Origin of the sequence: Flavobacterium anhuiense, assembly GCF_001705175.1 — a bacterium.
Classification (GTDB): Bacteria; Bacteroidota; Bacteroidia; order Flavobacteriales; family Flavobacteriaceae; genus Flavobacterium; species Flavobacterium anhuiense.
In genome coordinates, this window is record NZ_CP016907.1 from 1,590,758 (window position 1) to 1,603,015 (window position 12,258).

The window sequence follows — 12,258 nt, forward strand, 5'->3', positions numbered from 1 at the left end:
ACAAAAAAGTATATTCACTCATATTATGGATAGGTTTTCATTTTTAAACGCAGCGCATACTGAGTTTTTTGCACAATTATACGATCAATATTTAGTTAACCCAGACAGCGTTGAGCCTAGCTGGAGAAGTTTCTTTCAAGGTTTTGACTTTGGGCAAACGACTTATAATGACGAAAATCCAGTGCAAACGATCGTTGAGTACGTGACTAGCGATAACACAGATTACAGTCAGATTTCTGAAAAACTAAAGAAAGAATTTAACGTTCTTAAATTAATTGACGGATACCGTACGCGCGGGCATTTATTCACGAAAACAAATCCTGTTCGTGATCGTAGAACTTCATCTCCAACTTTGGATATTGAAAACTTCGGATTATCTACAGCAGATCTTTCAACTGTTTTTGACGCTGCTCAAACAATCGGAATGGCGCCTTCTTCATTGCAAGATATCGTAAATCGTCTAAAAACTATTTACTGCCAGCATATCGGTATTGAGTATATGTACATTAGAAATCCTAATGTTGTAAAATGGATTCAGGACAAATTAGCTGTAAATACAAATCAGCCTAATTTCTCTACAGAGGAAAAGAAAATAATCTTAAATAAATTAAACGAAGCCGTTTCTTTTGAGAACTTCCTTCACACTAAATATGTTGGACAAAAACGTTTCTCATTAGAAGGTGGAGAATCTATCATCCCAGCTCTTGACGCTTTAATTGAGCAAGCTGCAGAAAAAGGTGTTGAACAATTCGTAATGGGAATGGCTCACCGTGGTCGTTTGAACGTTTTGGCAAATATCTTCGGAAAATCTACTCAAGATATTTTTGGTGAGTTTGATGGAAAAGACTACGATCAAGAGTATTTTGACGGTGACGTAAAATACCACTTAGGTCTTACGGCAGACAGAAAAACAAGATCTGGAAAAAGCATCAATATCAATTTAGCGCCAAACCCTTCTCACTTAGAAACTGTTGGAGCGGTAATTGAAGGTATCACAAGAGCAAAACAAGAAAGACATTTCCCAGAAAATATTTCAAAAGTATTGCCAATTGCTGTTCACGGTGATGCGGCTATCGCTGGTCAGGGCATTTTGTATGAAATCATTCAAATGTCTTTATTGGACGGATACAAAACTGGCGGTACAATTCATATCGTAATCAACAACCAAGTTGGTTTTACAACAAACTATTTAGATGCTCGCTCATCTACTTACTGTACAGACGTTGCCAAAGTAACGCTTTCTCCAGTATTACACGTAAATGCTGACGATGCAGAAGCTGTTGTTCACGCGGTATCTTTTGCATTAGATTACAGAATGCAGTTTGGACGTGACGTATTTATCGATTTATTAGGATATAGAAAATACGGACATAACGAAGGTGATGAGCCACGTTTTACTCAGCCTGTTTTATACAAAATCATTGCTAAACATAAAAATCCAAGAGACATCTACGCAGAAAAATTACTTTCTGACGGTGTAATCGATGCTTCTTATGTAAATGCTTTAGAAAAACAATACAAATCTCAATTGGAGGAGAATTTAGAAGCTTCTCGTAAAAAAGATTTGACTATCATTACTCCATTCATGAAAAATGAATGGGAAGGTTTTGTTCAGGTTACAGACACGCAAATGCTTCAAAAAGTTGATACTTCTTATCCAAAAGAAAAATTAACTCAAATTGCAAATGCACTTTCTAATTTGCCTGAAGACAAAAAATTCATCAGTAAAATTCAAAAATTAATCAACGACAGAAAAACAATGTTCTTCGAAACTAATCTTTTAGATTGGGGTATGGCTGAGCATTTAGCATACGGATCTTTATTGCAAGAAGGTTTTGATGTTCGTATTTCTGGACAAGACGTAGAAAGGGGAACTTTCTCTCACCGTCACGCTGTAGTTAAAGTTGAAGATTCTGAAGAAGAAGTAATCTTAATCAACAGCTTAGAGGACAAAAAAGGAAACTTTAATGTTTACAACTCTCACTTATCTGAGTACGGAGTTTTAGGTTTTGATTACGGATATGCATTGGCAAGTCCAAAAGCTTTGACAATCTGGGAAGCACAATTTGGAGATTTCTCTAACGGAGCTCAAATTATGATTGACCAATACATTTCTTGTGGTGAAGATAAATGGAACAACCAAAATGGTATTGTTCTTTTATTGCCTCACGGATACGAAGGACAAGGTGCTGAGCACTCTTCTGCAAGAATGGAGCGTTATTTACAGCTTTGTGCAAGACATAATATGTATGTTGCAGATTGTACAACGCCTGCTAACTTCTTCCACTTATTAAGAAGACAATTAAAAACAAATTTCCGTAAACCGCTTGTAGTATTTACTCCAAAAAGTTTACTACGTGATCCAAGATGCGTATCTCCAGTAGAAGATTTAGCAAATGGAAGTTTCCAAGAAACTATTGACGATACTACAGTTAACAAAAAAGATGTTAAAACATTAGTTTTCGTTACGGGTAAATTCTACTATGATATTACTGCAGAAAGAGAAAACAACGGAAGAAAAGACGTTGCTGTTGTTCGTATCGAGCAATTATTTCCTTTCCCTGTTGAGCAGCTCAAGGAAATCATCGCACAATATCCAAATGCAGATGACTATGTTTGGGCTCAGGAAGAACCTAAAAACATGGGAGCTTACAGCTATATGTTAATGAACTTTGATCTAGTAAAATGGAGATTGGCTTCATTAAAAGCATATTCTGCTCCAGCATCAGGAAGTTATACACGTGCTAAACGCCGTCATGCTGATGCAATTAGAATGGTATTCGATAAAAATTTATTTAGATAATTAAAAAATAATTGTTTCAAGTTTCATGTTCCAAGTTTCAAGTCTAACATCCTGAAACATGAAACTTGAAACGATAAAAACCTTAAACAAAAACAAGATGATTTTAGAAATGAAAGTCCCATCACCAGGGGAATCAATAAAAGAAGTTGAAATTGCAACTTGGTTAGTAAAAGACGGAGATTATGTAGAGAAAGATCAGGCTATTGCTGAAGTTGATTCAGATAAAGCTACTCTTGAATTGCCTGCTGAAATGAGCGGTGTAATTACACTAAAAGCTGAAGAAGGTGATACAGTTGCAGTAGGTGCTGTAGTTTGTTTAATTGATACAGATGCTGCTAAACCAGCAGGAAGCGGATCTGCAGCTCCAGCAGCAGAAGCTCCAAAAGCTGAGGCTCCTAAGGCTGAAGTAAAAGCAGAAGCTCCAAAAGCTGAGCCAGTTCAAGCTCCAGCTGCTACAAGCTATGCAGCAGGAACTCCATCTCCAGCAGCAAGAAAAATATTAGACGAGAAAAATATTGCTCCAGCTTCTGTAACAGGAACTGGTAAAGGTGGCAGAATTACTAAAGACGATGCAGTAAATGCAACAGCTGTAGCTTCAATGGGAACTCCAACTGGAGGAAACCGTGGAACTGAGCGTACAAAATTATCTATGTTACGTCGTAAAGTAGCAGAAAGACTAGTTTCAGCTAAAAATGAAACAGCTATGCTTACTACTTTCAACGAAGTAAACATGACTCCAATCAACAATATTCGTAATGAATACAAAGATGCTTTCAAAGCTAAACACGGTGGTTTAGGTTTAGGTTTCATGTCATTCTTTACAAAAGCAGTTACAAGAGCACTTCAATTATATCCAGATGTAAACTCTATGATCGATGGAGATTACAAAGTAGGATACGATTTCTGTGATATCTCTATCGCTGTTTCTGGACCAAAAGGATTAATGGTTCCTGTTGTTCGTAATGCTGAGAATTTAACTTTCCGTGGAATTGAAGCTGAAATCAAAAGATTAGCTTTAAGAGCTCGTGATGGTCAAATTACAGTTGACGATATGACTGGAGGAACTTTTACAATCACTAACGGTGGTGTTTTTGGAAGTATGTTGTCTACTCCAATCATCAACCCTCCTCAATCAGGAATCTTAGGAATGCACAACATCATCGAGCGTCCGATTGCTGTAAACGGAAAAGTTGAAATTCACCCAATGATGTATGTAGCTCTTTCTTACGACCACAGAATCATCGACGGACGTGAGTCGGTTGGTTTCTTAGTGGCTGTAAAAGAAGCTTTAGAAAACCCATTAGAATTATTAATGAATGGCGACGCTAAACGTGCTTTAGAATTGTAATTTTTAAATAATTTTCGACAATACAAAAGCCTGTTCTTTCATTAGAATAGGCTTTTTTTGCTTAAAATTAGCTTAAGATTAGCTTAAGATGTTAATTTTTTGAATTATTGAAAATTTTATCCTTTAAAAAATATTTTATTTAGAATAAATAAAAACAACTTGCTTGATTGCTCTCCAGCAATTAAATTTGCACTATCAAAATTAATTCTAAATAAAAATGAAATTAAAATTTACGATTTCGCTCTTAACTTTATGCTTGGCTCTACTTACAGGAACATCTGTTTTTGCACAAGAAAAAGCGACAATAAAAGGTCAGATTAGTTCGGATAGTGGAACAGCAGATAACATATCTGTTGCTTTAAAAGGAACAAAAATCGGAACAAACACAGACACCAAAGGTAACTATGAAATAAAGAACCTAAAACCTGGAACTTACATTATTAGAGTCTCAGCAGTTGGATTTACATCTAAAGAAAAAAGCATTACGCTTAATAGCGGAGACGAATTAATTGAAAATTTCAGTATTACCTCAAACTCTGAGCAGTTAAGTGAAATTGTAATTAACGGAAACGGCAGAAAAAACCCTCTTGCTCGTAAAGAAACACAGCAAGTATCAAGATTACCTCTTAAAAATCTTGAAAATCCACAAGTATATACTACGATTACAAGCGAACTTTTAAAAGAGCAAGTAGTTACAAACCTTGATGATGCTCTTAAAAATGCTCCAGGATTAAATCCGTTATGGGCTTCTACAGGTCGTGGAGGTGATGGAGCAGGATATTTCTCTTTAAGAGGATTTGCTGTACAGCCAACAATGATTAATGGATTACCAGGCTTAACAAACGGAAGTTTAGATCCTGCAAACATCGATAAAATTGAAGTAATTAAAGGACCTTCTGGAACTTTATTCGGAAGCAGCCTTATTTCTTATGGTGGCTTAATCAATATGACTACTAAAAAACCTTACGACCGTTTTGGCGGAGAAGTAACATATACAGCTGGAAGCTACGGATTAAACCGCGTGACTGCTGATGTAAATACTCCATTAGACGAAGAACACAAAATTAACTTCCGTCTTAACACAGCTTATCACAGCGAAAACAGCTTTCAAGATGCCGGATATAGAAAATCTTTCTTCTTTGCTCCTTCATTATCTTATGAAGTAAATGACAGACTTTCATTTTTCATCAATACTGAATTCATGAAAAACGAAGCAACAAACCCAACTATGCTTTTCTTGGATAGAGGCGCTGCATTAAGAGTTCACAATATTGACGAATTGGGTTACGACAACAAACGTTCTTACACAAGTAACGAACTTGCAATTCAAACGCCATCTTACAGTCTTCAAGGACAAATGAACTATAAAATCTCTGACCAATGGACTTCTCAAACAGTAGTTTCTAGAGGTTCATCAAAATCTGAAGGATATTATACTTATTTATATGAAGGAACAAGATTTATTCCTGAAATTACTGAAGGAATTGTTTTAGGACGTTCTATGAATTACCAAAACTCTACAACTTTAACAACAGATATTCAACAGAATTTCATTGGAGATTTCAAAATTGGAAGTTTAAGAAATCGCATCGTTGCTGGTTTAGACTACTTCAATAGAGGACAAATCGATAACGGATCAGGCTATGTGGCAAACGGAAGAGTTTATATTGGAAATATGGATTTAGCAACTGTAAACCAATACGTATTCGGCATTACAGATCCAGACAAGTATATTACAACTGGTGACAATGGTAATTTGACAAAAGCTGGTTCAGATAAACTTTTAGCAGAAGCTGCAGCAAATAACAATAAAACAAAACAAGAAGTTTTTAGTGCTTATGTTTCTGATGTTATCAACATTACTCCTTCTCTTTCTGCAATGGGAAGTTTACGTGTAGACCGTTTTATGACAGCTGGAGATGTTACAACAAAAGCAGATGATTACAACCAAACTGCTTTTTCTCCAAAATTTGGTTTAGTGTACCAACCAATTATTGATAAGGTTTCGATTTTTGCAAACTATATGGACGGCTTTGCAAACTCTGCTCCAACAAGTGATATTTTACCCGACGGAAGTTCTAGCCCGAGAACTTTTAAACCAGAACACGCTAATCAATTTGAAATTGGAACAAAATTAAATGTTCTTAAAGACAAAGTATATGCAACATTCAGCTACTATGATATTCAAGTAAAAGATCAAGTGTACACAGTATATGGATCTAACGGTTCTATCAACACTCAAACTTCTTATCAAGACGGAGCTCAAAGAAACAAAGGTTTTGAAGCAGAAATCGTAGCAAGTCCAGTTGCTGGTTTAAACATTGTGGCAGGTTATAGCTACGTAGATGCAGTCTTAAATGCTGGAGATCCTTCTTTCGTAGGACGCAGACCAGAAAGCTCTGGACCAAGAAACTCTGCAAACTTCTGGGCAAGCTATAAATTCTTAGAAGGAGATTTACAAGGATTTGGTTTAGGTTTTGGAGGAAATTATGCTGACAAAAACTTAATAATGAACAGAAACGGCGTTGGTCAGTTTACAATACCATCTTACACTGTTTTAAATTCCTCTATTTTCTACGGAACAGAAAAATTCACATTGACTCTTAAACTAGACAACATAGCAAATGTTGATACTTATGATGGATGGTCAACTATACATCCAAGAAATATGAGAAGTGTTGCGGCAAGTTTCGCTTATAGATTCTAATAAACAACAAAACACCTTCCTTTATCGGAAGGTGTTTTAAATTTTAATGATTATGATTACAATTGCCAGTCTTATCGTTTTCTTAGCTTTTTACACACTGTATTATACTTCTAAAAGAGCAGTGTTGTCGTATGATTTAGGTTTTGAAAAATGGATGCAGAAAAATCCAAAGCAAACCAAAATTATTGGATTAATGCTTTTGCTTTCTGCTTATGCAATATGGCTTTTTACACAATCATTGGGTTGTGGCACTTTGATGTTTTTCATTCAGCTAATGACTGTGGGAAGTTTAATCATTATCCTTACGCCTTTAAAAAAATAAACAGCAAGTTACTTTTGGCCTTACTCATTTTTGTTGCTGTAACTGAACTTTATTACAACTAAAATCCACTTTAAAATATGCCAGCAAATCCAAAATATCTAAATCCTTCTTTTTGGCCTCGTTTTTCCAAAATTACTGCTGCAATTTTAGGAGGATACTTTGTTTCTGTTACTTTTCATTTGGCTTTAGCGGCTTGGTTTAGCCGAAAAGATGTGTTAATCACAATGGCTTTCAGCGGTTTTATTCTTTGGGTGGCATTAATGATTATTGCTTTCTTAGCGAAAAACGGCTGGAAAATCTGGGGAGTTTACATTTTGCTATCTCTACTTTTTTGTCTTTTCATTTATCTCGGTCAAACCTATAATACGGCACAATAATATTTATGAATAACCGTCATTACAATATCTATTTTCACACGCATACTGTCAGCGGAATCGTTATCAGCGTAGTTCTTTTTGTAATTTTCTTCGCTGGATCTTTTTCTTTTTTTAGAGATGAAATCATCAATTGGGAAAGAAGTGAATCTACAGCAATCACAAGAGAAATTCAATTAGATTACAATGATGCACTTCAGCATCTTGACAAAAAATATGTTTTGTACGGAAGAAATCTTACCATTTCTAAACCGTCTGTAGAAAATAGAGTTGCTGTATATATGGAAGGGACTAAAGATACCTTAGCTCCAAAAAAACAGCAAGCGGGAGAGTTCTTTTATCTAGACAATAAAAATTACAAAACCTACACTTACGAAGAGTCTTATTCATTAGGCGAACTTTTATACCGTCTTCATTTTTTAGCACAAATTCCTTATCCTGCAGGGTATTATTTGTCTGGATTTACGGCTTTGTTCTTTTTGTTTGCTATCATAACAGGAGTTTTATTGCATTGGAATAAAATTGTTTCTAACTTTTACATGTTCCGTCCGAAAGAAAAATTAAAAACGCTTTGGACAGATGCGCACACGGCTTTAGGAATGATTGGCCTGCCATTTCAATTTGTATATGCGGTTACCGGAGCATTTTTTATGATTAAACTTTTGATTGTAGCTCCAGCTGTAATGGCTCTTTACAAGGGAGATCAAGATAAATTATATAAAGAACTCGAATATACTGATCCAGATTATACCTTTGAAAATAAAAAATTGGCAAATCCATTTAATATTAATGCACTGGTTGCCAAAACTAAAAAGAACTGGGATGATTTTGAAATTACTCGTGTTTTCATCCAAAATTATGGAGATGCCAATATGCACGTTTTGGTTGAGGGCGAACTTTTAAGCCATAAAAAATTTACAGGAATTGGAAAAGTAGTATACAGAGTTTCTGACGCAAAAGAAATTGCCAAAAAAGATCCAATTGCTCATACTAGTTATTTAGATGTTGTAAAAAATGTTTTGTACCGAATACATTTTGGAGATTATGGCGGATATGCTTTAAAAATTGTTAGTTTCCTTTTAGGAATTATAACTTGTTTTGTCATTATCTCTGGAGTTATGATTTGGCTTGTTGCCCGACAGAAAAACAATATGCCAGAAAAGAAAAGACGTTTCAACGCTGCTGTTGTTCGTATTTACTTGGCGATTTGTTTAAGCATGTATCCAATTACAGCTTTGGCATTTATAGGAAGCAAAATTTTCTATCCTTTAAGCCAGTCTAATTTATATGCGCTTTATTTTGGAGGTTGGCTCTTGCTGACTATTTTCTTTATCATTAAAAAAAATGACGCTTTCACCAACAAATTCTCTCTGATTTCAGGAAGCATTTTAGGATTCTTAATTCCAATTACAAATGGAATTGTTTCTGGAAATTGGTTTTGGAATTCTTTTATGGATAATAAATTTCAGATTTTCTTCATAGATGTTTTTTGGATTTTCCTTGCTGGAATTTCTTTATACACAGCGTATCATTTAAAACCTAAAAAAGCAGTTTCTTAATCATGACTTTTGCCACAAAGGCACGAAGGCGCTAAGTTTTTATTCAAAGCTACAGATTAGAAAATTGGAATGATTGTCTCGCAGATTCTGCAGATTCTGCAGAAAAAAATATTAAAAAAATCTGCTCAATCTGCAGAATCTGCGGGAAACAAAATCTTTCCGACTTTGCGACTTTGCGAGATTTTTCTTTTGCTAACACTTACCTTTACAAACAAAATGCTTTGGAATTATTTGCCGTATATAGATTTTGAGCATACTTTTACACTTTTAATCAACAAATGGGATTCAAAACCAAAATACGTTTTATACATAAATGGCTCGGATTAATTTCTGGGGTTATTGTTTTTATAGTCTGTATTACAGGTTGCATTTTCTGTTTTCATGATGAAATAAAAGACATTACCAGAAAAGAATGGCGTTTGGTTGAACCCCAAAACAAACCTTTTGTGCCACCATCTCAACTGCAGGAAAAAGCAAAAGAAGTCGTTCCTAATAACAAAGCCACAATGATCGCTTATTATGGAAAAAACAGATCGGCGATTGTTTATACTTATTCTGATGAGGGAAGTCTCTACTTATATTTCAATCCGTATAATGGGAAATATCTGAAATCTGAAAATCCAGAAACTGACTTTTTCATTATTGTAGAATACATTCATTTGTATCTCCTTCTACCCCATTATATCGGAAAGCATATTATTGGCGGAGCGACCATCATTTTTATTTTATTGCTCATTTCAGGAATCATACAATGGTGCCCAAAACGAAAAAGTGACATTAAAAGAAGTTTTACCATAAAATGGTCAGCAAAATGGCGACGCGTCAATTACGACTGGCATAATACTACAGGTTTTTACATTTCTATAATAGCCTTAATTTTAGCCATAACCGGACTTACTTTTACCTATGAATGGGTTGGCGACGAAATTTATAAATCTTTCAATTTTGGAGGAGACAAGGGTGTTGAAACAAAAACACCTATAATTGACACGACCTCTTTCAAAGCAAATTCGGTTACAGCAATTGACAAAGCATTTGTTCAAACTCAGAAACTGCAGCCAAAAGCAGAAATGTTTTTTATAATGATTCCGCAGAAAAAAGGCGATATTGTCAGCACAGGTGCTTATCCGCATACGTTACGCTATGATCAGCAGAGTAATTATTATTTTCATCCGTCAAGCGGAAAATTAATCCAAAGCCAAACTTTTGATGAAAAAAGCCTCGGACTGCAAGTTGTCGAAATGAATTACGGAATACACACGGGACAAGTTTTAGATCTTCCAGGAAAAATAATAGCTTTTATTGTGAGTTTAATTGCTGCCGCACTTCCTGTCAGCGGATTCATAATTTGGTTTGGAAGAAGTAGAAAATCTAAAAAAAGTAAAGCATAAAAAAACCGTCTCATTAAAAACGAAACGGTCTTTTTATAATTGATTTTTGAAATTATGACTAATTTCTGTTTGCTAAAGCATTTTTCTGTAAACTTTTAACTGAGCTTACTTTGTTGTCTACATAAGCAACTTCGCTTAAACTGTTTTCATTAAAGTAAATCCATTTTCCTGTTTTAACTCCGTCTGTGTATTCTCCAACGGCTTTTTTATTTCCATTTTCGTCATAAGATACCCAGACACCGTCTAATTTACCGTCTTTAAAAAAGCCTTCTTGCTGCACTTTACCATTGTCATAGTAATACGTTGCTTTTACCTTATTCCCAGCAGCTTCTAATTCAGGCTTTCCTTCTTGTGCAACTACAATTCCAGAGAACAATATTGCAGCTAAAATTACACTCTTTTTCATATCTTTAGGTATTTAATGTTAAGAAATCTTTATCAAATATAGTTAATTGTTTACATTAAAAAAACTTTTGCTTAACAATTTGGTAACATAGAATAAAAACTTAACATTGGAAAAATGCATAAAATAAAAAAACCAGCGCTAAGGCACTGGTTTTACTGGTAGTCTAGAAATATTTGAGTTTTACGATAACGTTGTAAATTTCGTAAATAAATTAGTTCAATAATGCGCTAAGTTGTTTATCTAGTTCAGGATCAGATGGTCTTGATGCATCAGATTTCACAATATTTCCTTGTGGGTCTATTAAGATAAATCGCGGAATTCCTGTCACACCATAATTCACAACAAACTCAGATTCCCAATCTTTATCTGCAAACAATTGAACGCCTCCCAATTTTTTATCGGTTACAAACTTTTTCCATTTTTCATTGTCTTTTGCTTTGTCAATAGAGATGCTTACAAATTCAATATTTTTTCCATGGTATTTCTCTTCAATTTTTTGCAAATACGGGATCTCAGCTCTGCAAGGCGCACACCAAGTAGCCCAAAGATCGATATAAACATATTTTCCTTTTAAATCAGAAAGCTTTGTTTTTCCTCCTTTAAAATTTTCGTAGTCAAATCCAGGAGACGGTTTTCCTACCATTTTATTTGCTTTAGAAACTCTTTCATACTCTTCGGCTGCATATTGGTGGAAACTTTCAAAACTGCGTTTTAGAGCTGTTTTAAATTCTGGAGCAAAATTTCCTTTTTCTAAACTCTCTGTATCTGCTTTTAATTTACTATCAAGCAAAGCAGTAAATTCGCCTGATTCTTTAGCAAAAGCATCTTTCTGAAAGCTTTCGTCTTTTAAAGCCTGTTGTGCCAAAAAATTACTTTCATCCACACCTTTACCTTTATATACAATCGTTTCATCAAATTCTTTGGCATTCATGGTTAAATTAAGTTCAGAATTTGGCTTTAAATATAAATTAGACGATTCTGTTCCATCAGAAAAAACATAGAATCCTTGAGGAGCATCAAAAGTAGCAGCAAAAATTTCTTTTTTATCAATTGGAATTACTTGCCTGAAATTATCTCTTCCTTTAATCACTAAAGTATCACTATTTCTATTGGCAATTTTAGCTGTGAACTTAATTGAATTTTTGCTTTGGGCAACAATATAAAGTGCATTGAAAATTACCAAACCTGCAACAAAAAGTTTTTTCATAGGTATTAATATTAGTTTTTAGATGAATCAAAACTAAAGAAATTAAAGCTTCGGATTTTTAGAATTAACAAAATATTTAAAATTATTCTGAATCAACTTATCACTTTACTATATTAATTTGAATTTTGTGTTTACTTTTGC

9 protein-coding genes are annotated in these 12,258 nt (G+C 34.5%); 7 read left to right on the forward strand and 2 right to left on the reverse strand.

Annotated features, from left to right (window positions below; all coding sequences use genetic code 11):
- The first annotated feature begins 25 nt into the window (after positions 1-25).
- The 7 genes from BB050_RS06750 (at position 26) to BB050_RS06785 (ending at position 10,504) form a co-directional block, all read left to right on the forward strand.
- Positions 26-2,803, forward strand: coding sequence for a 2-oxoglutarate dehydrogenase E1 component (locus tag BB050_RS06750; protein ID WP_008466143.1), 2,778 nt, complete (start codon positions 26-28; stop codon positions 2,801-2,803).
- A gap of 97 nt (positions 2,804-2,900) precedes the next feature.
- Complete coding sequence (gene odhB / locus BB050_RS06755) at positions 2,901-4,151, forward strand: 2-oxoglutarate dehydrogenase complex dihydrolipoyllysine-residue succinyltransferase (protein WP_008466142.1); 1,251 nt, start codon at positions 2,901-2,903, stop codon at positions 4,149-4,151.
- Positions 4,152-4,368: 217 nt separating this feature from the next.
- Positions 4,369-6,858: a TonB-dependent receptor gene (locus BB050_RS06760; RefSeq protein ID WP_066033058.1), complete on the forward strand. Its 2,490-nt coding sequence runs from the start codon at positions 4,369-4,371 to the stop codon at positions 6,856-6,858.
- A gap of 52 nt (positions 6,859-6,910) precedes the next feature.
- A complete protein-coding gene (locus BB050_RS06765) occupies positions 6,911-7,180 on the forward strand; it encodes a hypothetical protein (protein ID WP_236940429.1) in 270 nt (89 codons plus the stop codon).
- 77 nt (positions 7,181-7,257) lie between these two features.
- Positions 7,258-7,557: a hypothetical protein gene (locus BB050_RS06770; RefSeq protein WP_008466135.1), complete on the forward strand. Its 300-nt coding sequence runs from the start codon at positions 7,258-7,260 to the stop codon at positions 7,555-7,557.
- Positions 7,558-7,562: 5 nt separating this feature from the next.
- On the forward strand, positions 7,563-9,113 hold the full coding sequence (locus tag BB050_RS06775) for a PepSY-associated TM helix domain-containing protein (protein WP_066033059.1): 1,551 nt from the start codon (positions 7,563-7,565) through the stop codon (positions 9,111-9,113).
- A 278-nt stretch (positions 9,114-9,391) separates the two neighbouring features.
- On the forward strand, positions 9,392-10,504 hold the full coding sequence (locus BB050_RS06785; protein WP_066033061.1) for a PepSY-associated TM helix domain-containing protein: 1,113 nt from the start codon (positions 9,392-9,394) through the stop codon (positions 10,502-10,504).
- A 58-nt stretch (positions 10,505-10,562) separates the two neighbouring features.
- Here the strand turns inward: BB050_RS06785 and BB050_RS06790 are convergent, their stop codons facing one another.
- Together BB050_RS06790 and BB050_RS06795 are read right to left on the reverse strand one after the other, a co-directional pair.
- Positions 10,563-10,910 (reverse strand): toxin-antitoxin system YwqK family antitoxin, encoded by a 348-nt coding sequence (locus tag BB050_RS06790; RefSeq protein WP_066033062.1) that lies wholly within the window; start codon positions 10,908-10,910, stop codon positions 10,563-10,565.
- A gap of 211 nt (positions 10,911-11,121) precedes the next feature.
- The gene (locus BB050_RS06795; RefSeq protein ID WP_066033063.1) at positions 11,122-12,117 is read right to left on the reverse strand and encodes a TlpA family protein disulfide reductase; all 996 of its coding nucleotides are present in this window, start codon (positions 12,115-12,117) and stop codon (positions 11,122-11,124) included.
- Positions 12,118-12,258 lie beyond the last annotated feature (141 nt).

Coding starts and splice junctions, on each gene's coding strand:
- BB050_RS06765 (WP_236940429.1), top strand. CDS start 6,911: ATGATTACAATTGCCAGTCTTATCGTTTTCTTAGCTTTTTACACACTG.
- BB050_RS06750 (WP_008466143.1), top strand. CDS start 26: ATGGATAGGTTTTCATTTTTAAACGCAGCGCATACTGAGTTTTTTGCA.
- BB050_RS06795 (WP_066033063.1), bottom strand. CDS start 12,117: ATGAAAAAACTTTTTGTTGCAGGTTTGGTAATTTTCAATGCACTTTAT.
- BB050_RS06760 (WP_066033058.1), top strand. CDS start 4,369: ATGAAATTAAAATTTACGATTTCGCTCTTAACTTTATGCTTGGCTCTA.
- BB050_RS06785 (WP_066033061.1), top strand. CDS start 9,392: ATGGGATTCAAAACCAAAATACGTTTTATACATAAATGGCTCGGATTA.
- BB050_RS06770 (WP_008466135.1), top strand. CDS start 7,258: ATGCCAGCAAATCCAAAATATCTAAATCCTTCTTTTTGGCCTCGTTTT.
- BB050_RS06775 (WP_066033059.1), top strand. CDS start 7,563: ATGAATAACCGTCATTACAATATCTATTTTCACACGCATACTGTCAGC.
- odhB (WP_008466142.1), top strand. CDS start 2,901: ATGATTTTAGAAATGAAAGTCCCATCACCAGGGGAATCAATAAAAGAA.
- BB050_RS06790 (WP_066033062.1), bottom strand. CDS start 10,910: ATGAAAAAGAGTGTAATTTTAGCTGCAATATTGTTCTCTGGAATTGTA.